The organism is Streptomyces flavofungini (assembly GCF_014650815.1).
GTDB classification, from domain to species: domain Bacteria; phylum Actinomycetota; class Actinomycetes; order Streptomycetales; family Streptomycetaceae; genus Streptomyces; species Streptomyces flavofungini.
The window spans coordinates 97,777-119,775 of record NZ_BMVR01000012.1 but is presented as its reverse complement, the minus strand read 5'-3'; the positions used below and the strand labels follow the sequence as shown (position 1 = coordinate 119,775).

Here is a 21,999-nt window from a genome sequence, read left to right as displayed (position 1 = left end):
TGAAGGCAGCGGGGTGTTGTCGGCCCGTATGCGGTTTTCGATATGCCGACGATATGTGTCGGCTCGTAGCATCGAGAGCATGCGTGTGCTGATCGTCGAGGACGAGCCCTATCTGGCGGAAGCCATCCGTGACGGGCTGCGTCTGGAGGCGATCGCGGCCGACATCGCAGGTGACGGCGACACCGCGCTCGAACTCCTCGGCGTCAACGCGTACGACATCGCGGTCCTCGATCGCGACGTCCCAGGACCTTCCGGCGACGAGATCGCCAAGCGCATCGTCGCCTCCGGCAGCGGTATGCCGATCCTCATGCTCACCGCGGCCGACCGTCTCGACGACAAGGCCTCCGGGTTCGAACTCGGCGCCGACGACTACCTCACGAAACCCTTCGAGCTCAGGGAACTCGCGCTCAGGCTCAGGGCCCTTGATCGCAGGCGTGTCCACAACCGGCCGCCGGTGCAAGAGATCGCCGGCCTGCGCCTGGATCCGTTCCGTCGCGAGGTCTACCGCGACGACCGCTACATCGCGCTCACCCGCAAACAGTTCGCGGTCCTTGAAGTCCTCGTCGCCGCCGAAGGTGGTGTCGTCAGCGCCGAAGAGCTCCTGGAGCGCGCGTGGGACGAGAACGCCGACCCGTTCACCAACGCCGTACGCATCACGGTCTCCGCCCTGCGCAAACGCCTCGGCGAACCCTGGCTCATCGCCACCGTGCTGGGCGTCGGCTACCGCATCGACACGACGCCCGGCACCCGGCGCGGGAGTGGTGACTGTGGATAGGAGGTCCGGCCTGAGCGTCCGCCTCAAGCTCACCCTCAGCTACACCGGATTCCTCATGCTCGCGGGGGTGCTGCTGCTCGGCGCCGCGGGGTTCTTCCTGCTGCGCCAGGGATGGTTGCGGACCAACGAAGAGGGGGCGTGGAGACAGAGTCCGGGCACCGAGCTCGTGCGCGGTTTCGCGCCGACTGCAGCCGCGGTCATGGTGTTCCTCCTGGTCTTCGGCCTCCTGGGCGGATGGTTCCTCGCCGGTCGCATGCTCGCCCCCCTGACCCGCATCACGGACGCCACCCGCATGGCCACCGACGGATCGCTCTCCCACCGGATCCGGCTGCCGGGCCGCAAGGACGAGTTCCGCGAACTCGCCGACGCCTTCGACGCGATGCTCGAACGGCTCGAAGCGCACGTCGCCGAACAGCAGAGATTCGCGGCCAACGCCTCGCACGAATTGCGCACCCCGCTGGCGATCTCCAAGGCGCTTCTCGACGTGGCCCGCACCGACCCGAACCACGACACCGGCGAACTCATCGACCGCCTTCACACCGTCAACACCCGAGCGATCGACCTCACCGAGGCACTGCTCCTGGTCAGCCGCGCCGAGCAGGGGTCCTTCACCCGGGAACGCGTCGACCTGTCCCTCATGGCGGAAGAAGCCACCGAAACACTGCTCCCGCTCGCGGAGAAGCACGGCGTCGCTCTGGAGACCCGTGGCGACATCACCCCCACGACCGGATCGCCCGCGCTCCTGCTGCAGCTGACCACGAACCTCGTGCACAACGCGATCGTCCACAACCTGCCGGAACAGGGCACCGTATGGGTCACCACCAGCGTCCACCCCAGGAGTGTGCTGCTCACGGTCGAGAACACCGGAGAGCAGCTCACCCCGGAACTGGCCTCGACGCTCACCGAACCCTTCCGGCGCGGCACCGAGCGCGTACACACCGACCACGTCGGCGTCGGCCTCGGCCTGGCCATCGTCAAGACCATCACCCAGGCGCACGGCGGCACTCTCACCCTCACGCCGCGCGCTGCGGGCGGGATGCGCACCACGGTCGAACTGCCCGCGACAGACCCGCACGCCGAAGGGGCCGCGTCAGGGAAGTGACGCCTCGCCCCGCGCGCACAACCGGTCCAGTGCCGACTGGCTCTCGTCGTCCGCGGCGCGGTAGATCAGCAACCGCTGGTCCGGGTCTTCAAGGGGCATCAGCACCTCGAAGTGCACGGAGATCACACCGACGTCCGGATGCCGCAGCACCTTGCCCCCACGGCCATTGACCTTGACGTCCCGCTCGTTCCAGAGGCGCGCGAACTCCTCGTCATGGGCGATGAATTCAGCAATGAGGCCGGTCAACGCCTGATCCTGCGGATGCGCGGCCCACGCGGCGCGCAGGTGGGCGACCCCCTCCCGTACGACACGTTCGCGGTCGACGTAGAACTCGCGCATCGCCGGATGCATCAGGCACAGCCACATCGCATTGCGTTGCGACGGCCGCAGGGTGTCGAAATCCGGGAGCAGCCTCGCCATTTCGGCGTTCCAGGCCAGGATGTCGTAGCGGTGGTTCATCAGCATGGCGGGCAGCGGCGACAGGTCCGTGACGAGGCGGGCCAGCGGCGGCGCGCCGGTGGTGGCGGGCTTGTCGGCGTGGCGGGGGCGCTGCTGGGCCAGGTTGAAGAGGTAGGCGCGCTCGTCGGGGGGCAGGCGCAGCGCCTGGGCCAGCGCCTCCACCACGTTCGCCGAGGGGCGCAGCCCCCGGCCCTGCTCAAGGCGTACGACGTAGTCGATGCTGACCCCGGCCAGTTCGGCGACCTCTTCGCGGCGCAGCCCCGGGGTCCGCCGGGACTGCCGACGCGACGGGAGGCCGAAGTCGTCCGGGTCCAGGCGTTCGCGCCGGGACCGCAGGAACGCGGCCAGCTCCTGTGTCGGGTCCACGGTGCGGGTCGTCATGATCGGCCCAACAGCCGGGGTAGGACTGGCATTCCCAGGAACTTCTCTCCCTTATCCCTGGCGCGCGGCGGTCACAGGCTTGGCTTCGGCAACGGATCACAAGCACCGGAGGACACCATGTCGCTCACTCTCGACAGCTACCGGCTCCTTGGCCGCTCCGGGCTGCGGGTCTCCCCGCTGGCCCTCGGCGCGGCGACCTTCGGCACCGAGTGGGGCTGGGGCGCCGAGCGGGACGAGGCGCGCAAGCTGTTCGACCTGTACACCGAGCGCGGCGGCAACTTCATCGACACCGCAAGCACCTACACCAACGGCAGCTCCGAGCACATGCTCGGCGAATTCACCCGCGACCACCGCGAAAGCCTGATCCTGGCGACGAAGTACTCGACGCTGCGCCGCCCCGGCGATCCGAACTCCGGGGGCAGCCACCGCAAGAACCTGTTCGCCTCGGTGGAGACCAGTCTGCGACGGCTGCAGACGGACTACATCGATCTGCTCTACCTGCACGTGTGGGACGCCACGACGCCGGTCGAGGAGATCCTGCGCGGCCTGGACGATCTGGTCCGGCAGGGCAAGGTCCTGTACGTGGCGATCTCCAACGCCCCGGCCTGGCAGGTGGCGCGCATGCAGGTGATCGCCGACCTGCGCGGCTGGTCGCCGCTGGTCGCGCTGCAGATCGAGTACAGCCTGATCGAGCGGGCCGGGGAGCGCGACCTGATCCCGATGGCACGGGAACTGGGTCTTGGGGTGGCCCCGTGGTCACCGCTGGGCGGCGGAGTGCTCACCGGCAAGTACAGCCGCGACGACCTGACCGCGATGCACGCCGCGGCCGCCGACGGCACCCGCAAGAGCGTCACCGTCGCGGGCGGCACGCTCACCGAACGCAACCTCGCCATCGTGGACGTCGTGAAGGAGGTCGCCGCGGAGTCGGGCCGCACACCCGCCCAGGTCGGCCTTGCCTGGACCCTGCGGAACCCCGGCGTGACGGCGCCGGTCATCGGCGCCCGCACCCCCGCGCAACTGGAGGACAACCTGGGTGCCCTGGAGGTCGACCTCACCGCCGCCCAACTGGCCCGCCTCGACGAGGCCAGCGCGATCGAACTGGGCTTCCCGCACGCGATGCTCGCCGGCGACGTGGCCCGCACGCTGATCCACGGCGACCTGCGGGTCCAGCGCCGTCGCTGATGCCCGATCGCATGCCGAGGGCCGTGCTCCGGCCGCCCGAGGGCAACGCCCCGCGGGCCGCGTCACGCGGCCCGCGGGGCGCTCGGATCAGTGGTTGCCCACACCGTTCCCGGCGAGGATCGGGATGTCGTTGGCGAGGTGCGACCCCGGCTCGTGACCCTTGGCCTGCGTGGAGTTCTCGGCGCACTGCTGGTTCTGCGGGGCCGAGAGGACCGGGATGTCCTGGACCGCGACCGGGACGAGGATGCCGACGATGGCGCCTGCGTTCGCCTTGACGGGCACGCCGAGGCAGAGCTTGTTCAACGAGCCCTGGACCGCGGCCCCCTGCGCGCTCAGGTTCCCGTGCGTGGCGTTGTTGCCGAAGGCCTGCTCGGCGTTGTTGCCGCTTTCGCTGGTGGTGCTCGTGTCGTCGCCGATGGCGGCGGCGCTCCCGGTGGCCCCGGCGAGGGCGATAGTGGCGACGCTGAGGGCGTAGGGGAGGTTACGGATTTGCATGTCACTCCAGTGCAGAGCTTGGTCTAGGAGACGTAAACCAATACATCCCCTCATGCCCTGAGTCGGGGGATATTCGCCCATTGGCAGAGTGTCGCGGCGCGAAGCTGACGGCCACCACCCGAGGTAGGGATCAAACCTGATCGGCGGTGAGGGGCGACACCGGCCGCTCGAAGAACGTCTCCAGGACCACTGTCGCCTGCGTACCGCTGACCCCGTCGATCGCGTACAACCGCCGCAGCACGTCCTGCAGTTGCTGGGTGGTCGCGGTCCTGACCTTCACCAGGACCGACGCGCTGCCCGCGATGATGTGCGCCTCGAGGATCTCGGGGAGCTCGGCGAAACTCGTCGCGGCGTCGCCCATCCAGGACGTCGAGTCGACCGTCACGTACGCCAGCACGCCGCCGCCGACCGCCGCCGGGTCCACCTCGGCCGCGGTGCGCCGGATCACGCCGCGCTCGCGCAGTTTCCGTACCCGCTCATGAGCCGCACCGGCCGAGAGGCCCACGGCCTCGCCCAGCGCGGCGTAGGACTGGGTGGCGTCCTGCTGGAGCCGCGCCAGCAGGGCGCGATCGATGTGATCCATTGCATTCCATTCGCTGAGGGTTTGTGATGACCATACGGCATCTTGCGATCTAAGCTCAGAGCCGAAGGAGATTCTCTCAACCGTGGAAGGGGGAGGCGTCATGGGCAACAGTGAGCGCCCCGCGTTGTACGAGATGCTCGACGACCGGTTCCGTACCGGGCGGTGCATGAACGGGGACGACGGGCTCGAGGTCCTGTACGCCGGCTGCCGCTGGGCCGAGGGGCCGATCTACGTGCCCGCGTGGCGGCAGGTGATCTGGAGCGACATCCCCAACGACCGCATGCTGCGGTGGGACGAGGAGACCGGCGCGGTCAGCGTCTTCCGCCGGTCCGCCGGGCACACCAACGGCAACACCCTCGACCGCGAAGGCCGCCTGATCACCTGCGAGCAGGGCAACCGCAGGGTGACCAGGACCGAGCACGACGGCACGCTCACGGTGCTCGCCGACCGCTGGCAGGGCAAGCGACTGAACAGCCCGAACGACGCCACGGTGAAGTCCGACGGCTCCATCTGGTTCTCCGACCCGGACTTCGGCATCACCAGTGACTACGAGGGCTACCGCGCGCAGAGCGAGATCGGCGCCAACAACGTCTACCGCGTCGACCCCGGCACGGGCGAGGTGCGGCTGGTCGCCGACTGCTTCGGCGCCCCGAACGGCCTGGTCTTCTCGGCGGACGAGCGACGTCTGTTCGTCTCCGACACCCGGGCGGGCTTCATCCGGGTCTTCGACGTACGCGACGACGGCACCCTGTCGGACGGCGAGATCTTCGCTGCGGCCGCCACCCGCGAGGCCGCCCGCTTCGACAACCTCCGCTTCGACGACGACGGCCGGCTCTGGGCCGCCGCGATGGGCGACGGCGTCCACTGCTACGACCCCGACGGCACGCTGATCGGGCGCCTCGACGTCCCCGAGGCGGTCGCCAACATCTCCTGGGGCGGAGCCAAGCGCAACCGCCTCTTCATCGCGGCGGAGACCAGCCTCTACTCGGTGGTCATGGGCGTCACCGGCACCCACCCGACCGGACCGGGACGCCAACCGTGGCTCGACGCGGCGTGATCTCGGCGCAGGCCCGGATGTCACCGTCGGTGGGATGACGTGACCTGGCCGCGGTCCGTCGCCGCCGTCCTGGTGCCGCTCCGCTCCCCGGCGCCCTGCCCGGCCGGGCGCCGCCCGCCCGCCCCGCGAGCGCTCACGAAGGCCACGAGGAGCCCCAGAGCGGTGACGCCCGCCGCCGGTGTGCCGAGCCACACGGGGGAGACCGACTGCTGGGCGAGTCCGCCGAGCGCGCCGCCCAGGGCCACGCCGACGTAGATCGCCGAGGCGTTGAGGCCCAGCAGCACCGGTGTGGCCGACGGGGCGTGGGCGACGAGCCGGTGCTGCTGCGGGACCACGGGGACGCCCGCGCACAGGCCCAGCGCCGCGGTCCACACGAAGGCGGTGCCGAGGGTCTCGACGGCCGCGCGGCCGACGGCGAGCACGACTACGGCGGCGGCGAGGCTGCCGAGCAGGACCCGCTCGGGCCGGTGGCGGTCGGAGAGCCGGCCGGCGAGCAGGTTGCCGCCCAGGACGCCGACTCCGAAGACGAAGAGCAGCGCGGTGAGCGTGGCCTCGGAGCCGTCCGTCACCTCGTCCAGAGCGGCCGCGATGTAGGTGTAGAGCACGTACGTCCCGGTGAGGGCCAGCATGGTGACGGTCAGGACGCCGAGCACCCACCGGTCCTTGAGGGGAGCGAGCCGCGCCCGGAACGTGGCGGCGGGCAGCGTGATCCTCGGAATGCCGAACGCGATGCCGAGGGCGGCCACGGATCCCAGCGCGGCGACGGCCCACAGCGTCAGGTGCCAGTCGCCGCGCCCGATGAGAGTGCCCAGCGGGAGGCCGATCGCGCTGGAGAGCGTCAGCCCGCCGAGCACGAACGCGAGGGCCCGGCCCCGGCGTTCCGGGGGCACGACGGCCACCGCGGCGCTGGAGGCGGTGGACGAGATGATCCCGGCGCCTGCCGCGGTCACGACGCGGGCGGTCATGACGGCGCCGTACGAGGTCGCGAGCGCCGTGGCGGCGTTACCGAGGACGAAGACGCCGAGGGCCAGGAGCAGGGCGGTGCGCCGGTCCAGGGCGCTGGTCGCCCAGCCGAGGACCGGGGCGGCGACCGCGAGGGTCAGGGCGAAGACGGTGACGAGCTGTCCCGCGGTGGGGACGCTCACGTCCAGGTCGTCGGCGATGGCGGGGAGCAGCCCGGCGATGACGAAGCCGTCGGTGCCGACGGCGAACGTCGCCAGAGCAAGGGGCAAGAGACGTTTGTACATGGGCCACCCATTCCGCTGCACGGTGTGGTCAGAGGCTTTGACGCGCCACAACGTAACCAATGCATGGATGCTTGTCCATGTATCAATGTGTGGGTTAGCCTGGCCGACGTGAAGCCAGGGACAGGTCGGTCATGCGTGCGTTGATGCAGCCAACGAAGGACGAGATCAAGCTCGTTGAGATCCTGCACGCGCTGGCGGATCCGGTCCGGCTCGCGATCCTGGCCCGGCTGGCCGACAGCGGGCGGGAGAGCTGCTCGGGCATCAGCGAGACCATCGACGTCCACCAGACGACGATGTCCCACCACTACCGCGTGCTCCGCGAGGCCGGACTCACCTGGACCACGGTGGAAGGCCGGTCACGCTACGTCAGCCTCCGCCGCGACGACTTGAACGACCGCTTCCCCGGCCTGCTCGACGCCGTGCTCACCGAGCTCCGGTCGGGCTGAGCCACGTCCCGGGGCGGGCGACACGGACCTGTGGGTGGGCGGCGGCCGGTCAGTGCGAGGGTCGGCCCGTGCAGAGCGCCGTCCGCACGGCGGCCTTCATGTCGGCGCTCTGCGCGTCCGAACCACCCGGGTCGAGGTTCACCATGACCGTCGCCTGCCTGCCGCCGACCGTGGCCCCGCCCACCGTCTCGTACCCGAACATGTCGCCGGAGTGCCCCCAGTAGCGGCCGCCGCAGGGCAGCGGCCTGCTCTCCAGGCCGAGGCCGTACGCCCGGCCGTCCGGATCGCCGGTCGGCCGCGTCCGCATCATCTCCCGGAGCTGGGCCGGGCGCAGCAGCCTGCCGCCCAGGAGGGCGCCCAGGAAGCGGTTGATGTCGGTGCCGCTGGAGATCATCTCGCCGCCCGCCCCCGCGACCGAGGGGTTGATCGCGGTGAGATCCATGAGCGGCGCGTTCGCGCCCGGCCGCACGTACCCGCGCGGGTGCGGTCCGGGGATCGCCGACGCGTCCCCCGGTACGTACGTCGCGTGCAGGCCGAGCGGCGCGATGACGCGCCGTCGGATCTCGTCGCCGTACGGCTGACCGGTGACCCTCTCGATGATCATGCCTGCCAGGAGGTAGCCCGTACTGGAGTAGCGCCAGCCGGAGCCCGGCTCGAACGTCGGGGGGTGGGCGAGCGCGATGTTCACGAGGTCGCGGGCGTCGTGGTGGGCCAGCGGGTCCTTGAGGATCTCCTGCGGGCTGAGGTGGTCGAGGACGTCGGGCACGCCGCTGGTGTGCTGCAGGAGCTGGCGGACCGTCATGCGGCGCCCGTCGTTGCCGTGTCCGCGTACGACACCGGGCAGATAGTGCTCCACCGGCGCGTCGAGGACGACGCGCCGCTCGCCGACCAGCTGGAGCATCACCGTCGCCACGAACGTCTTGGTCATGCTGCCGATCCGGAACCTGCTGTCGCCGCGTACCGGCGCGTGGCTCCGCACGTCCGCGACGCCGCTGGTCAGCACCGTGCTGCCGGGCCGGTCACGCCGGTCGCGGATCGCGATGAGCGCCCCGGGCCCGCCGTCGACGGTGGTCAGCCGGTGCAGGAGCGCGCGCAGCCGGGCGTGGTCGGCGGGGTGGGTGGACTCGGCCGCGGCGGCGGTGTTCTGCGGCGGCGGGGCGCTGCCTGCCAGCGTGCCCGTCGTGACACCGGCCACCACGGCCAGCGTGAGTGCGCCGCGCAACGCACGCCTGTGCTTGATCACTTGTGCTCCCTCGGTCGTCAGAGCGCCGCTGTTCGGGGATCGCGGGGTGCGCTCTGTGTGTCGTCACACCATGTCCCCGGAGCACGGGGCCACGCGATGAGGCGACCCTCCAGATCGGTACGGGGGATAACCCCAACTACCAGCGGCGGGGATGGCGTTGGCAGGTTACGGCCCGGGGAGCTCCGATGGCCGCATCGCCTGCTCGCTCAGTGCCTCGACGAACGTCGTGACGTGCGGCCGGTCGTGGCGGCGGCCGGTCGTGGCGACGCCGATGTGCCGGGTCGGAGCCGGAGGCCTGACAGGGACGGCGCGCAGGCCCGGCAGCGCCGGGACGAGGGAGATGGAAGGGATCAGGGAGATGCCCATGCCCGCGGCGACGAGCGAGCGGGCGAAGAAGTAGTCGGTGGTGGTGCCGCGCACGTCCGGATCGAAGCCTGCCTGCTCGGCGTAGCGGCGCAGGTGGGCCTCGGTTCTGGAGCAGCCGAGCACCCAGGGTTCCGCTGCGAGTTCGGTGATGTCGAGTGACGCGCGGTCGGCGAGGCGGTGCCCGTCGGGCAGCACGACGTGCAGGGGGTCTTCCATGAGCGGGGTCCACCGGAGGCTGGAGCTCGCGCCCGGCCCGACGGGCAGCGGGCCGTCGAAGTGGTACGCGAGGGCGAGGTCGACGGCGCCCTGGCGGACCAGGGGAAGGGTGACCTCGGGCTCGCCCTCCCTGACGTGGAGCAGGGTGTGGGGGTGGGCCGCCATCAGCCGGGGGAGCGCGCCGGGCAGCAGGTGCCTGCCGCCGCTGGTGAAGGTGGCGACGGTGAGCGTGACGCGGCCCGTACGGAGCCCCTCCACCTGCTGCTTCGCCTGTTCGAGCTCGGCCGCGACGGACTCGGCGGCCCCGACCATGATCTGGCCCGCCCGCGTCAGGGTGACCCCGCGCGTGCTGCGGGCCACGACCTGGGCGCCGAGGCTGCGTTCGAGCACCGCTACGTGCTGGGAGACGGCGGAGGGGGTGAGGCGGAGCGCCGCGGCGGCCTTGCTGAAGCTGCCGTGGTCCGCCACCGCTCGCAGGACGCGGAGCCGCTGCACATCGATCAACAGTTTTCCTTAACGCGCTTCCAGTAAGCCACTACTTCTGCTGATGACAGTAGGTGTCCAGAGTGGGGGCATGCAAAGGATCTGCGTCATCGGCGGAAGCCGCTACTTCGGAAAGCTCCTGGTCGAGCGCCTGCAGGCGGCCGGCCACCAGGTCACGGTGATCAACCGCGGTTCCGCTCGGCCGCCCCGCGGCGTGGAGCACCTCGTGGTCGACCGCGACGACGAGTCCGCTCTTCGCGCCGCGCTCGGCTCCCGCACCTTCGACGCGGTCGTCGACCAGGTCTGCTACACCCCCGTACAGGCCGCGATCGCCGCCCGCGCCTTCGGCGGTCGCACCCGGCGCTACGTCATGACCTCCACGATCGAGGTCTACGACCCGGCGACCGCCGCGCTCCCGGACGTGCCGACCGGCACCCTCGTGCCCGAGGAGAGCGTGGACCCGCGCGCCTGGCACGTGGCCATGGATCTGCCCTGGCACGACGCGGCCTACCTGGAGGCCCACTACGCCGAGGGCAAGCGGCAGGCGGAGGCCGTCCTCACCCGCGACGGCGGCTTCGCGTTCACCGCGGTGCGCAGCGCGCACGTGCTCGGCGGCGGCCGTCAGGAGTTCACCGGCCGACTGACGTACTACACCGAGCGCATCGCCCGAGGCGACGGGATCGCCGTGCACGCCGAGCCGCTGCCGACGGTGTTCATCCACCACGGGGAACTGGCGGACCTGTTGCTGTGGGCGGCCACCGCCACCGATGTCACCGGTCCGGTCAACGCCTGCTCCGACGGGCCGCTCGATGTGCGCGACCTGGCCGCGATCGTCGCCGCGCGGACCGGCCGCGAGCCCGTCTACGAGACCGTCGCGGCGGGCGGGACCGCCTCCCCGTTCTCCTTCGATCGGCACTACGCCATGAGCAACGCCCGCGCGACGGACCTGGGCTTCGCCTTCTCCCGTACGACCGACTGGCTGCCCGGCGCCGTAGCCGAAGCCCTCGCCGCAGCCCCCGCCGCCCTCGCCGCAGCCACCTCCCACCCCGCTTCCGCCGCCCCCACCGCCTGAGGACACGAACCGCCATGGAACACCGCTTCATCGGAGACACCGCAGTCAGCGCCATCGGCCTCGGCGCCATGCCCCTGTCCATCGAGCACCGCCCGGACGAGGCGCGGGCCATCGCCACCGTCCACGCCGCCCTCGACGCCGGCGTCACCTTCATCGACACCGCCGACAGCTACCACTGGCACGCCGACGAGGTCGGCCACAACGAGCTCCTGATCGCCCGCGCCCTGGCCCGCTACGGCGGCGACACCTCCGGCGTCCTGATCGCGACCAAGGGCGGCCGCGGGCGCCCCGGAGACGGCAGTTGGACCGTGACCGGCACCCCCGCACACCTCAAGCGCGCCGCCGAAGCCTCAGCCAAGCGGCTGGGCGTCGAGGCGATCGGCCTGTACCAACTCCACAAGCCGGACCCGGAAGTGCCGTGGGCGGAGTCCGTCGGCGCCCTGCGCGACCTGCTCGACGCAGGCACCATCCGCGCCGCGGGCATCTCGAACGTGACCGTCGGCCAGATCAGCCAGGCCCACCAGATCCTCGGCGACGGACTCGTCTCCGTACAGAACCAGTACTCGCCCGCTGTCCGGGAGAGCGAGCCCGAGCTGCGGCTGAGCGCGGAACTGGGCCTTGCGTTCCTGCCCTGGAGCCCCCTCGGCGGCATCTCCCGCAGCTCCCTCGACGGCCCGTCGTCCCCGTCGTCCATCGGCACCGTCTACCACCGCATCGCGGCCGAGCACGGCGTCAGCCCGCAGCAGATCGCCCTGGCGTGGCTGCTGAGCCGCTCCCCGGCGGTGCTCCCGGTGCCCGGAGCAAGCCGCCCGACGTCCATCACCGACTCGGCGCGGGCCATGGAACTCAAGCTGAGCCAAGGGGAGTTGACGCGGCTTGGGGACGCGCTGCCGGGCTGAGATCCGGGCCCTGGCCGAGCCCGGTGAACATCTTGAGCATGGCCTGAGCCGTGTTGTTCTCGGAGTCGATGCCGTGGACCTCGCCGCCTTCGAACGTGTCGGCCCCGGTGCCACGGGCGAACATGGCCTGCTCGTGCTCGGCGAGGGCGGCCTCGACGTCGTCGGGGTGCGCGGCGAGGGCCTTGGCGAGCTCCGCGCCGTCGAGCATGGCCAGGTTGGCGCCTTCGCCGTTCGGGGCGGCGAGGTGGGCGGCGTCGCCGACCAGGGTCACGCCCGGCACCCGGTCCCACCGGTGTTCGGTCGGCAGGGCGAAGAGGGGGCGCAGGACCGGGGCGGTGTCGCTGTCGGTGATCAGCGCGGTGAGCTCCGGCGCCCAGCCGGCGAACTGCCGCGCGATCCGCGCGGTGGCCGCGGGAGCAGCGCCGAAATCGATCGCGGCGAACCAGTCCTGCGACTCGGACAGCCCCACGTAGGCGTGCAGAGTGTCGGCCTTCTCCCGGTGGGCGACGATCTCCTGGCCCGGCGAGGGCGCGATCATCATCCCGCCACCGACCGCTTTCGCGGTGGCCGGGTGCCGGGTGTCGGCGTTGAACAGGTAGGTCTCGACGACCGAGTGACCGACGTACGCGGGTATGGCGGCGGAGAGCAGCGGCCGGACTCGGGACCACGCGCCGTCCGCGCCGACCAGGAGGCTCGTGACGACGCTGCCGCCGTCGGCGAACGTCACCTCATGACGCCCTTCACCGAGGGTGCGGGTGCCGCTGACCTTGTGGCCCCACCGGACGGTGTCGTCCGGGAGCGAGTCGAGCAGGATCTGGCGCAGCTCTCCGCGCTGCACCTCGGGGCGTCCGCCCGTGCCGTCGTCGGCCGACTCGTGGACGAGGGTCCCGTCCCGCTCGACGAGCCGCAGCGCCTGCCGGCCCTCGATGACGATGTCGTGGAAATCGTCCATCACATCGGCCGCCTTGAGCGCGAGTTGGCCGTTGTAGTGATGGATGTCGAGCAACCCGCCCTGCGCACGCGCCGACGGGCACGACTCGGCTTCGTGGACCGTGACGGGGATTCCGTGGAGGTGCAGGACACGGGCCAGCGTGAGTCCGCCGAGTCCGGCGCCGATGACGGTGACGGGGGTGTGCATGGAGGCTCCTCCGGGTCGGGGCCGCCCTGCGATCCCCGGCGGCCGTCCCCGGAAAGGTGCCAGCCCCCGCCGACAGGCCACCGACACCGTCCGGCAACTCCCGACAGCCGACCGACACCTGCCTCGGCGTCACTTCGGCACCGGCCCCCGGTTCACCAGTTCCCGCACCACCTCGCCCGCCGTCACCCTCCTCGCGCGGTCGAGCGCCACACCGACGGCTTTGAGGTCGACACGCACCTGCTCGTCCTTGCCCCCGGCCCGCTCGGCGAGTTCGTCGAGCAGGGTGAGGCCCAGGTCGACGTCCTCGTCGGGCACGGTGAGCTGCTCGTCCGCGACGAGTTTCCCCGCGCGTTCGATGAGCGCGGCGGCTCGGCCTGCCAGGCGTTCGTCGGCCAACAGCAAGGTGGCGACGGGCAGTTCGACCCGTTCGATGAGGGTGATCCACTCCCGTCCCGCCTCGGTGGTCGCGAGCTGTTCGTCGCGGACCCGGCGGAGCGTGTCCACCTCGGTCTGGCGGCCGAGCAGCCGCACGCCGATGAGGTCGAAGGCGCAGACGCTCTGCTGCGCGAGGGCCAGCACGCCCGCTTTGGCGTCGCGCTTGATGAGGGTGGGGTCGCGCGGGTGGAAGGAGTCCTCGACGGTTCCGACGCGCGGGCCCGTCTCGATGGTGAAACCGTACGTCTTGCGGAGCCCGGGTCGGGCGATGTGCCGGCTGTAGGCGTAGTCGCTCTGGGTGCCGGTGGTGGCGTACAGCGCCCGGCCGGTCTGCGGGGTGTACGCACGCCCGCGTACCGCCGCGATCGCCTCGACGACGCGTTGTGCGACCGTCGTGAAGCGGAGCTGGTCCTGGGGGGTGATGTACTCCCGGTAGCCAGGGGTGCCGAGGGGAGCGCAGGTTCCGGTGGGCAGGCCGGTGAAGCGCTGTGCCGGGTTGTCGGTCTGGCTGTGGGCGTGGCCCCACGGGTACAGGACGAGTTCCGAGAACGAGTGCACGTCCGCGAAGCTGTGGACCGGCTGCGTGTCCAGCAGGTGCTTGATGTTGCGGGTCTCCGGTTCGGAGAACGCGCCGGACCCGACGAAGACCTCGCTGCAGGGGTTGCAGGAGGTCTGGCCTTCCGTCACGCCCCAGACGAAGTCCGCGTTGCGGTTGAGGTCGACCCCGTCGCACGTGGTCCCCTGGTTGTCACGGAGGTTGCCGCGCCACATGTTGTCGACGGTCATGACCCGGTGGCGCCCGTCGGGGTTGGCGCAGGGCACGATCCACACGTCGAGGCTCTCCAGGATGAGCCTGACGTCCAGGGCGGTCCAGGTCCGGCCGCCGTACTCGACGGCGGTGCCGTTCTGGTAGCTCCCGACGAGGTCGAGGGCGAGTTCCACCAGCGCGTCGGGGTTCATCAGTTCGCGCGCGTGGGTGCCGCCGACGAAGAGGACAGCGCGGCGGCCGGCGCCCGGGCCCGCGCGCAGCCGCAGGGCGAACACCGGGCGGCCCTGGAGGGAGGGCTCGGGCAGTTGGGTCCTCGTACACAGCTGCGGGAACGACGTGGCGAGCTGGGTGATCACCATGTCGAGCTGGGAGACTGTCCGGTACATCACGCACCCCCCGCCCGCTGGATGCCCTGGATCCGCTCGTCCAGCCAGGCCCTGACCGCGTCGTCCTGCTCCACCAGGTCGGAAGCGAGGGGCCGCACGGGCACGGGGGCGTGCAAGTGGACTTCGTAGCCGCTCTCCAGCAGTCGACGGCACTCGTCCGCGGTGACGAGCACCCGGACCGCGCCCTCCGGATCGGGGATCCGGTCCAGGTCCAGATCGGCGACACCGTGAAGATCGCGGTTCGTCGCTCCGGGATGGACCGTGGCGTCGAACCGCACCGCCGGGTTCCGACCCCCGGTGCCCCGGGACGGAGGCTGCTGCGCACGTCCGGATGATTCGCTCATGTCCGTCTCCCCACGGGGACGGCCGGAGGGAGGATTCAGCTCCCCTGAACCCCCGAAGAGTCCAGCGAATTCCGACAATCCACCGCTGTCGACGATGGGACAGCCCAGATCGGCTGTCAACGCCACCGCCACAACCGGTAGTCCCCGCCTCCGGAAGCCCCGCGTTCAACTCTTCGCTCCCGGGATGCTCCAGCGGGACTGCCGCCCGGGACCGCCGCCGTCGTTCCGGGGCGGCCCCGGGGGTGCGATCGTCAGGTGCGGAAGGGGCCCGTGACCTCGTACGTGATGCCGCCCGAAGAGCTCCCCGACGTGCCGCGCTGGCTGGAGAAGTACAGGCGGGAGCCGTTGGGGGAGAAGGCCGGGCCGGTGATCTCCGAGGCGGACTGGCCGGTGATGCGCAGGAACGGCGCGACGATGTCGTCCGGGGTGATGATGCAGATCTCCATGTTGCCGCCGTCCTCGGCGATGAACAGGTCGCCGGATGAGGAACCGGTGACGTTGTCGACGCCGGTCAGGGGGGCGGGGCCGGGGTTGACGAGGTTGTCGTCGTAGGCGAGTTCGTAGGTGTTGCCGGTGAGGTTGAGCTGCCAGACGCGGTTGTCGCCCTTGGTGGTGAACCAGACGGTGTCGCCCGCGTAGTGGCAGCCCTCGCCGCCGTTGAAACGCTTCGCGCCGGAGACCTGGTTGCGGGTCGTGGTGGGGGAGCCGTCCGGGTCCGGCACGGTCGCCCAGGTGAAGGAGCCGGAGGTGCCGGTTCCGGCGACCAGGACCTGCAGGGTGCCGGCGGAGAGGTTGCCCCACGTGGTCGGCTGGAACCGGTAGAAGCAGCCGTCGCTCTCGTCCTCGGTCAGGTAGATCACCTGGCGCCCCGGGTCCGCGGCGGCGGCCTCGTGTTTGAAGCGGCCCATGGCGTCGCGCCGGGTGGCGGCGGCCACGCCCCACGGGTCGGTCTCGTAGACGTAGCCGAGGGAGACCTCCTCGCAGGAGAGCCAGGTGTTCCACGGGGTGGCGCCGCCCGCGCAGTTCTGCCGGGTGCTGGACAGGATGCGGTGGGCGCCGGTGACGGTGGCCGAGGAGTTGAACTTCACGGCGCTCGCGCCGCCGCTGGGGTTGATCTCCGAGTTGGACACGTAGATCCAGCCCGCGCCGTCGGCGAAACAGGCGCCGCCGTCGGGGGCGTTGTGCCAGGTGTAGGACGTGCCGGGGACGGTCTGGCCGGAGCGGGCGATGACCCGGCTGGTGAAGCCGCTGGGCAGTTGGATGCCGTTGGCGTCGGCGGTGCCGAGCGCACCGTAGGGGCCGGGGCCGTTCTGGGCCGGGGCGGCGTAGGCGGCGCCCTGCATGAGGGCGCCGCCGAAGGTCGCGGCCGAGGTGCCGATGACGGCTCCGCGCAGGAAGGTACGACGTTCCACATCTACTCCTTCGTTAAGGAAGGGCGGACAACGATGGGTTGAGCACCTGGCCGACTGGTCATCGAGGCGAACTTAGGGCCGCCGCGCGTGGCTGATCAGACCCCCCTGGGCGAACTCTTTCTGGCCAACGGGTGAGGAGGTCGCTACGTACAGGCAGCACCGGACCGGCTACACCTCGTTGAGCCGCCAGTGCTGGCTCGCGTCACCGCTGTCGTCCTGCTGGACGACCGTCGCCTTGTCCGCGGTGGAGTTGCCCTCGACGCCGAGGACCTTGCCGCTGTGGACGTTGACGAGCTTCACGTAGCCGCCGTCGGCGGCGGTGACGCGCCACCGCTGGTTCGCGCCGCGGTGGGCGGGCCACTGGACGACCGGGGCACCGGGGGACGTGGACGCGCCTTGCACGTCGGCGACGTGGCCCGAGTGCGCGGCCGCCAGGGTGGCGGCCCCGTGGTCCAGGGTGGCGAGCACCCACTGTTGGTTGGGGGTGTTCTGCCGCGGCCACTGGACGAGTTGGACGCCTTGGGCGGTGGACTCGTCGGGTACGTCGAGGGCCTTGCCGCTGCGCCGGTTGGTGAGGACGCAGACGCTCTGCAGCGCGGCGGCGAAGCGGATCGGCTTCGGCGCGGTCTGGTGCAGATCGAACACGACGATCTCGTTCCGGCCCGCCTTCAGCCAGGGCGCCGGGCAGTACAGGCGCTGCTGGGGACCCACGGACCAGTACCGCCCCAGGTTGTGGCCGTTGACCCACACCACACCCTTGGTCCAGCCGGACAGGTCCAGATAGGTGTCGCCGGTCCTGCCGAGGGTGAGGGCGGCGCGGAAGAAGAGGCCGCCCCGCTGCGGGTCGCTGATGCGCGGCCGCAGCCTGGCCACGAACTTCTCGTCCACGGGCAGGGAGTACGTCTGCCAGCGGGTGAGGGGGCCGTCGAGCGCCCCGGCGTCGGACAGCGCGACCCGTCCCGTGATCCCCTTGCGGTCGACGTAGCGGCCGAAGTTCACCCGGCCGAGGCCCTCGACCAGGATGTCCAGCGTCGGGTCGGCGTCCGCGGCGCCCAGCTTGAGGCTGGTGCCCATGGTCACCTTCAGGGGCTCGGTGTACGACGAGGGCACCGCGGGCCGGCTGAATCCGCCCTGGTAGGCGCCGTCGAGGAAGACGGTGGCGTAGTCGTGTACGCCGTCGACGTCGAGGGTCGCTCCGGAGTAGCCCGCGAGGGGGCGGCGGTAGAGGATGAAGCCGGAGTTCTGGTCGTAGCTCTCCATCGGCCGGGCGTCGACGGTCTGGGACGGGGGCAGCGCGGCGGGGAGGTTGTCCCAGAGGGAGGCGTAGGCCGTGGGCGTGACCGGGCTCGGGGTGATGGTGGGGACGGGGGCGGGGAGCGCGGGCAGCGGCTCGTCGAGGTGGCGGTCGATGAGGTCGCGGTAGGCGTGGTACTTCGCGCCGGGCCGCCCCTGCTCGGTGATGGCCGCGCTGTAGTCGTAACTGGTGATGTCGGGCGTGTAGTTGGCGCCGTCGTCGTTGGCGTTGGCCCCGGCCCAGTACCCGAAGCTCGTACCGCCGTGGATCATGTAGATGTTGAACGACAGCTTGGACTCCATCAGGCCGCGCAGCACCGGCGACTTGTCCTTGCCGGTCCCGCCGAAGGTGCTGTCGCCCCAGGCGGTGAACCACCCGGCCCACGACTCGCCGATGAACGCGGGCACGTCGGGGAAGCTGCCGCGGCAGGCGGCGATGGCCCCCGCGTCGCCGTCGGACAGGCCGATGGCCCCGCCGGGCACGTTGGTGTGGTTGTGCTGGACCTGGCTCAGCCCGTCCTGCGTGTAGAAGGGGCCGGAGATCCCGGCGTCGAGCCAGGCCTGCCGGACCTCGGCGACGTACGTGGAGTCGTTGCCGTACGAGCCGTACTCGTTCTCGATCTGCACCATCAGGACGGGCCCGCCGCCCGCGACCAGGAGCGGCTTGACGACCGGCGCGATCTTCTTGATGTAGCGGCGGACGGCGGCCATGTAGCCGGGATCGGCCGCGGACCGTACGCGGATCTTGGCCGCCGGGTCCTTCAGCAGCCAGGCGGGCAGGCCGCCGAGGTCCCACTCGGCGCACACATAGGGCCCCGGCCGCAGGAGCACCCACATGTTCTCCTGCTGGCACAGCCGGATGAACGCGGCGAAGTCGTGCCGGTCGGTGGTGAGGTCGAAGACGCCGGGGCGCTCTTCGAGGTAGTTCCACATCAGGTAGACCCCGATGGTGTTCATGCCCATGGCCTTGGCCATGCGGATGCGGTGACGCCAGTACTGCACGGGGATACGGCACGGGTGCAGTTCGCCGCTGCGGATCTGGAAGGGCTTGCCGTCGAGCAGGAACTGGCTGCCGTCCGCCGAGAACCCGAAGGTGTGGTCGGCGGCCACGGCGGGGGACCCGGTGCCGAGGGTGGCGGCGAGCGGGGTGAGGGCGCTGATGACGAGGAAGTCGCGTCTGTCCATGGGGGGTGCTCCAGACTGAGGAGGAGTCGCTGGGCGCGTGCCGAACTCCGCGTCCAGGAGGGCGCGTTGCTGTGGGGGCGCGTGGGACAGGGCAGGGCGGGAGAGCGCGGGGCGGAAAGCCCCTACGTTCCTAGGACTCGACCGCGCACATGTCAACAGGAACGGACAGGATCCAGCAATTTCAATCCTGAACCGACAGGCGGGCATGGGGTGGCGTGGCCCGGTGTGCCAACTCGCGCGCCTGTGGGGGTCTTTCATTGCTCGCCGCTCGCCGCTCGCCGCTCGCCGCATGGCGCTTGACGGGTTGGGCTATGCCCGTGCTCTCCGTGCGGGCGCGGACTTCAGTGACTCGCGGTCGGCCTGCCGCACTTCACTGACTCTCGGCCAGCCGTTCTCGCAGCCACTGCTCGACCTCGCCGACGTGCGCCGCCGCCGCGATCCGCGCCGACTCCGGGTCCCGGGCGACCAACGCCCGGTGGATGCGGCGGTGTTCGCGGCGTGTGCGGTCGATCGCGCCCTCTTCCTGGTAGCCGCGCCACACCCGGGCGCGGAAGGTACGGGAGGACAGGCCGTCGAGGACGGCGGCCATGGTGTCGTTGCCCGCGGCGTAGTTGATGGCCCGGTGGAAGGCGAGGTCGTGGGCGAGGATCTCCTCGGTGTCGTCGGTGGACTCCATGGCCAGCAGGTGCTGTTCGACCTCGGCGAGTTGGCCGGCGTCGATGCGGGCGGCGGCCAGCGCGGTCGTGGTGGACTCCAGGACCTTGCGCACTTCGAGGAGTTCGACCAGCTGTGGTCCGCGGGAGAGGTCGGCGACGACACCGAAGGACTCCAGGAGGTCACCGGCGGCGAGCTGGGTGACGTACACCCCTGACCCGTGCCGGGACTCAAGGGCGCCCATGAAGGTCAGCGCGCGGACGGCCTCGCGCATCGAACTGCGGGATACGCCCAGCTGGGCGGCCAAATCGCGTTCGGTGGGCAGCCGTTGGCCGGGACCGAGAAGCCCCTCGGCGATCATGGCCTTGATCTGGTCGATGACGCGCTGTGTCACGGTGCCCTTCGGCGGGGCGGTGCGCGCGTCCAGATCTTCCACAGCGGTTCCTCCAAGTCCGGTGCGCCAGAGTCTAACCGCGCGAGTGATCAGACCAATGACCGGGCTTACGACGAAGATCAGTCGTTCTGGGCCATTGACTCCGCCGAGTGATCTGATGTTCATTCAGTGCCACCGGCGGCAGGACGTCGGAGCTGTTCACCTCCCCACTTGTATGGAGCCGATACGTGGCCAGAACAACCCTCAGGACCAGAGCACGGGCAGTGCGCGTGGCGGCAGTTGGCGCCAGTGCCGCCCTGACGCTCTCGGCCTGCGGCAGTACGAACGATGCCGGGGGATCCGGTGGCAAGGCGGGCGGTGAGGGGAAGGTGGGCGTGATCCTGCCGCTGCTGACCTCGCCGTTCTGGCAGTCGTACAACGACTACGTGCCGAAGATGGCGAAGTCCGAGGATGTCGACGCGCTCAAGACCGTCAACTCCAACAGTGATCCGGCACAGCAGATCACCGACATCAACAACCAGCTCAACCAGGGTGTGAAGGGCCTGGTCGTGGCCCCGATCGACAGCGCCGCGATCTCCGCCGGTCTCGACCAGGCCGAGCGCAAGGGCGTGCCCGTGGTGGCCGTCGACGTGGCGCCCGAGAAGGGCAAGGTCGCGATGGTCGTGCGTGCGAACAACGTCGCGTACGGACAGAAGGCCTGTGACTACCTCGGCGACGAGATCAAGACCGGGAAGGTCGTCCAGATCATGGGCGATCTCGCCTCCGTGAACGGCCGCGACCGCTCCAAGGCCTTCCGCGCGTGCATGAAGGACAAGTACCCCAAGGTGAAGGTGCTGGAGATTCCCGCCAAGTGGGAGTCCGACACCGCCGCGTCCAAGCTCGACACCCTCCTCAACTCCAACCCGGACATCAAGGGCATCTACATGCAGGCGGGCGGCGTCTACCTCGCGCCGACGATCCAGACCCTCAAGTCCAAGGGCATGCTGAAGCCGGCGGGCACGAAGGACCACATCACGATCGTGTCGAACGACGGCATCCCGCAGGAGTTCAAGGCGATCCGCAAGGGCCAGATCGACGCGACCGTCTCGCAGCCCGCCGACGCGTACGCCAAGTACGGCATGTTCTACATCAAGGCCGCGATGAACGGCGAGAAGTTCAAGCCCGGCCCCACCGACCACGGCTCGACCATCGTGCGGCTGCCGAACGGGATGCTTGAGGACCAGCTGTCGGCTCCGCTGGTGACCAAGGAGAACGTCGGGATGTTCCACGACGATGACCAGTGACGGCCGGGGGCCGCGGCGGACGCCGGGGCGGAGCAGTGAGTAGCCGGCGCGTCCGCGGGTCTGTCGCCTGATCAGCTCGGCACGCTCTTTCGACCCGTATCGCGGAGACCACGGGTCGGTGCGCGGCAACGCCGCCCGAGGACGCGCCCACACGGTGGTGCGTGCGTCCTCGGGCGGCGCCGACCGCAGCTTCGCGAGGTAGAGGCAGGGGAGCGGCTCGGGTCTGCGGGCAGGGCACGCCGGGGGTCGGTCGGTAAAGGTGTCGCGTGCTGCTGAGGGTGTCGTGATACGGCCTCGGTGACCCTTGCTCGGCCACCTCGACCTGATCGACGTCGAGGCGGTCGCCGCCGACCCCAAGCCGATGCTCGGCTACAGCGACATCTCGTTGCTGCATCTGGTGCTCTACGCGCGCACGGGCCTGGTCGGGTTCCCTGCCGACTTGGCCACGCCCGGTCTCGGCGGGGCGTGGCAAGCGGCGCCCTCGACGCGCGACAGCGGAGCTTGGCACTGCTCGAACCGGCGGCGCGCACGCTCACCGGGACCGGACCGGGCGGCTGGGCAACGCAGGTCAGTGAGCCGACAGCCTTGGCAACGCCCGCCACGATCCGGCTCGAGCCCTGCGCGTTCGGTGTCGGTTGCCGCCTGGCGTCCACGGCGGACTGAGCCGTGCCCGGGCGTTCCGGGCATGTCCCCGTCGCCG

Annotated in this window: 20 protein-coding genes and 1 pseudogene; 9 read left to right on the top strand and 12 right to left on the bottom strand. The window is 70.8% G+C overall.

Going from position 1 to position 21,999, the window contains the following annotated elements:
* Nucleotides 1-79: 79 nt before the first annotated feature.
* A complete protein-coding gene (locus tag IE274_RS28515; protein WP_190118779.1) occupies nt 80-775 on the top strand; it encodes a response regulator transcription factor in 696 nt (231 codons plus the stop codon).
* Nucleotides 768-1,877, top strand: a complete 1,110-nt coding sequence (locus IE274_RS28510) for a sensor histidine kinase (RefSeq protein WP_190118778.1) — start codon at nt 768-770, stop codon at nt 1,875-1,877. Before IE274_RS28515 ends, IE274_RS28510 begins: the two co-directional genes overlap by 8 nt.
* Here IE274_RS28510 and IE274_RS28505 read toward each other — a convergent pair.
* Nucleotides 1,866-2,717, bottom strand: coding sequence for a helix-turn-helix transcriptional regulator (locus IE274_RS28505; protein ID WP_190118777.1), 852 nt, complete (start codon nt 2,715-2,717; stop codon nt 1,866-1,868). The two genes, IE274_RS28510 and IE274_RS28505, sit on opposite strands and share 12 nt — an antisense overlap.
* A 117-nt stretch (nt 2,718-2,834) precedes the next feature.
* On the opposite strand from IE274_RS28505, the gene IE274_RS28500 reads away from it, so the two are divergent.
* Complete coding sequence (locus IE274_RS28500) at nt 2,835-3,899, top strand: aldo/keto reductase (protein ID WP_190118776.1); 1,065 nt, start codon at nt 2,835-2,837, stop codon at nt 3,897-3,899.
* A gap of 87 nt (nt 3,900-3,986) precedes the next feature.
* On the opposite strand, the gene IE274_RS28495 is transcribed toward IE274_RS28500, so the two are convergent.
* Entirely contained in the window at nt 3,987-4,394 is a 408-nt protein-coding gene (locus tag IE274_RS28495; protein ID WP_190118775.1) for a rodlin, read from the bottom strand.
* Nucleotides 4,395-4,524: 130 nt separating this feature from the next.
* Nucleotides 4,525-4,977: an Lrp/AsnC family transcriptional regulator gene (locus tag IE274_RS28490; RefSeq protein WP_190118774.1), complete on the bottom strand. Its 453-nt coding sequence runs from the start codon at nt 4,975-4,977 to the stop codon at nt 4,525-4,527.
* Nucleotides 4,978-5,077: 100 nt separating this feature from the next.
* Between IE274_RS28490 and IE274_RS28485 the strand changes: the two genes are divergently transcribed.
* Nucleotides 5,078-6,034 (top strand): SMP-30/gluconolactonase/LRE family protein, encoded by a 957-nt coding sequence (locus IE274_RS28485; protein WP_190118773.1) that lies wholly within the window; start codon nt 5,078-5,080, stop codon nt 6,032-6,034.
* Nucleotides 6,035-6,054: 20 nt separating this feature from the next.
* Here IE274_RS28485 and IE274_RS28480 read toward each other — a convergent pair whose 3' ends face one another.
* Nucleotides 6,055-7,266, bottom strand: a complete 1,212-nt coding sequence (locus IE274_RS28480) for an MFS transporter (RefSeq protein ID WP_229909860.1) — start codon at nt 7,264-7,266, stop codon at nt 6,055-6,057.
* 158 nt (nt 7,267-7,424) lie between these two features.
* Between IE274_RS28480 and IE274_RS28475 the strand changes: the two genes are divergently transcribed.
* On the top strand, nt 7,425-7,727 hold the full coding sequence (locus IE274_RS28475; RefSeq protein ID WP_307822157.1) for an ArsR/SmtB family transcription factor: 303 nt from the start codon (nt 7,425-7,427) through the stop codon (nt 7,725-7,727).
* A gap of 49 nt (nt 7,728-7,776) precedes the next feature.
* On the opposite strand, the gene IE274_RS28470 is transcribed toward IE274_RS28475, so the two are convergent.
* Both IE274_RS28470 and IE274_RS28465 read right to left on the bottom strand, forming a co-directional pair.
* Nucleotides 7,777-8,970, bottom strand: a complete 1,194-nt coding sequence (locus tag IE274_RS28470) for a serine hydrolase domain-containing protein (RefSeq protein WP_190118770.1) — start codon at nt 8,968-8,970, stop codon at nt 7,777-7,779.
* Nucleotides 8,971-9,135: 165 nt separating this feature from the next.
* Complete coding sequence (locus IE274_RS28465; protein ID WP_190118769.1) at nt 9,136-10,056, bottom strand: LysR family transcriptional regulator; 921 nt, start codon at nt 10,054-10,056, stop codon at nt 9,136-9,138.
* Between the two features lie 70 nt (nt 10,057-10,126).
* Here IE274_RS28465 and IE274_RS28460 point away from each other — a divergent pair, with 70 nt between their 5' ends.
* Both IE274_RS28460 and IE274_RS28455 read left to right on the top strand, forming a co-directional pair.
* The gene (locus tag IE274_RS28460; protein ID WP_190118768.1) at nt 10,127-11,107 is read left to right on the top strand and encodes an NAD-dependent epimerase/dehydratase family protein; all 981 of its coding nucleotides are present in this window, start codon (nt 10,127-10,129) and stop codon (nt 11,105-11,107) included.
* Nucleotides 11,108-11,121: 14 nt separating this feature from the next.
* Nucleotides 11,122-12,006, top strand: a complete 885-nt coding sequence (locus IE274_RS28455; protein WP_190118767.1) for an aldo/keto reductase — start codon at nt 11,122-11,124, stop codon at nt 12,004-12,006.
* Here the strand turns inward: IE274_RS28455 and IE274_RS28450 are convergent.
* From IE274_RS28450 to IE274_RS28425, 6 genes are all read right to left on the bottom strand, one after another.
* Complete coding sequence (locus tag IE274_RS28450; protein ID WP_190118766.1) at nt 11,954-13,144, bottom strand: FAD-dependent oxidoreductase; 1,191 nt, start codon at nt 13,142-13,144, stop codon at nt 11,954-11,956. The genes IE274_RS28455 and IE274_RS28450 overlap by 53 nt on opposite strands.
* Before the next feature lie 129 nt (nt 13,145-13,273).
* Nucleotides 13,274-14,734, bottom strand: coding sequence for a M14 family zinc carboxypeptidase (locus tag IE274_RS28445; protein ID WP_190118765.1), 1,461 nt, complete (start codon nt 14,732-14,734; stop codon nt 13,274-13,276).
* Nucleotides 14,734-15,078: a hypothetical protein gene (locus IE274_RS28440; protein ID WP_190118764.1), complete on the bottom strand. Its 345-nt coding sequence runs from the start codon at nt 15,076-15,078 to the stop codon at nt 14,734-14,736. Before IE274_RS28440 ends, IE274_RS28445 begins: the two co-directional genes overlap by 1 nt.
* Nucleotides 15,079-15,329: 251 nt before the next feature.
* Nucleotides 15,330-16,490, bottom strand: coding sequence for an alkaline phosphatase PhoX (locus IE274_RS28435; RefSeq protein ID WP_190118763.1), 1,161 nt, complete (start codon nt 16,488-16,490; stop codon nt 15,330-15,332).
* A 168-nt stretch (nt 16,491-16,658) separates the two neighbouring features.
* Nucleotides 16,659-18,968 carry a beta-galactosidase gene (locus tag IE274_RS28430; RefSeq protein ID WP_190118762.1) on the bottom strand — a complete coding sequence of 770 codons (2,310 nt, stop codon included), beginning with the start codon at nt 18,966-18,968 and terminating at the stop codon, nt 16,659-16,661.
* A gap of 370 nt (nt 18,969-19,338) precedes the next feature.
* On the bottom strand, nt 19,339-20,049 hold the full coding sequence (locus tag IE274_RS28425; RefSeq protein ID WP_190118907.1) for a FadR/GntR family transcriptional regulator: 711 nt from the start codon (nt 20,047-20,049) through the stop codon (nt 19,339-19,341).
* Nucleotides 20,050-20,279: 230 nt separating this feature from the next.
* Here IE274_RS28425 and IE274_RS28420 point away from each other — a divergent pair, with 230 nt between their 5' ends.
* Nucleotides 20,280-21,299, top strand: coding sequence for a sugar ABC transporter substrate-binding protein (locus IE274_RS28420; RefSeq protein ID WP_229909887.1), 1,020 nt, complete (start codon nt 20,280-20,282; stop codon nt 21,297-21,299).
* Nucleotides 21,300-21,603: 304 nt separating this feature from the next.
* Nucleotides 21,604-21,789, top strand: a pseudogene (locus IE274_RS40440) (LD-carboxypeptidase); the annotation flags it as partial.
* Nucleotides 21,790-21,999: the final 210 nt, after the last annotated feature.

Excerpts from the sequence above, each read along its gene's own strand:
- IE274_RS28515 (WP_190118779.1), top strand. The coding sequence starts at position 80 with ATGCGTGTGCTGATCGTCGAGGACGAGCCCTATCTGGCGGAAGCCATC.
- IE274_RS28505 (WP_190118777.1), bottom strand. The coding sequence starts at position 2,717 with ATGACGACCCGCACCGTGGACCCGACACAGGAGCTGGCCGCGTTCCTG.
- IE274_RS28500 (WP_190118776.1), top strand. The coding sequence starts at position 2,835 with ATGTCGCTCACTCTCGACAGCTACCGGCTCCTTGGCCGCTCCGGGCTG.
- IE274_RS28495 (WP_190118775.1), bottom strand. The coding sequence starts at position 4,394 with ATGCAAATCCGTAACCTCCCCTACGCCCTCAGCGTCGCCACTATCGCC.
- IE274_RS28490 (WP_190118774.1), bottom strand. The coding sequence starts at position 4,977 with ATGGATCACATCGATCGCGCCCTGCTGGCGCGGCTCCAGCAGGACGCC.
- IE274_RS28485 (WP_190118773.1), top strand. The coding sequence starts at position 5,078 with ATGGGCAACAGTGAGCGCCCCGCGTTGTACGAGATGCTCGACGACCGG.
- IE274_RS28475 (WP_307822157.1), top strand. The coding sequence starts at position 7,425 with ATGCAGCCAACGAAGGACGAGATCAAGCTCGTTGAGATCCTGCACGCG.
- IE274_RS28460 (WP_190118768.1), top strand. The coding sequence starts at position 10,127 with ATGCAAAGGATCTGCGTCATCGGCGGAAGCCGCTACTTCGGAAAGCTC.
- IE274_RS28455 (WP_190118767.1), top strand. The coding sequence starts at position 11,122 with ATGGAACACCGCTTCATCGGAGACACCGCAGTCAGCGCCATCGGCCTC.
- IE274_RS28450 (WP_190118766.1), bottom strand. The coding sequence starts at position 13,144 with ATGCACACCCCCGTCACCGTCATCGGCGCCGGACTCGGCGGACTCACG.
- IE274_RS28445 (WP_190118765.1), bottom strand. The coding sequence starts at position 14,734 with ATGTACCGGACAGTCTCCCAGCTCGACATGGTGATCACCCAGCTCGCC.
- IE274_RS28440 (WP_190118764.1), bottom strand. The coding sequence starts at position 15,078 with ATGAGCGAATCATCCGGACGTGCGCAGCAGCCTCCGTCCCGGGGCACC.
- IE274_RS28430 (WP_190118762.1), bottom strand. The coding sequence starts at position 18,968 with ATGGACAGACGCGACTTCCTCGTCATCAGCGCCCTCACCCCGCTCGCC.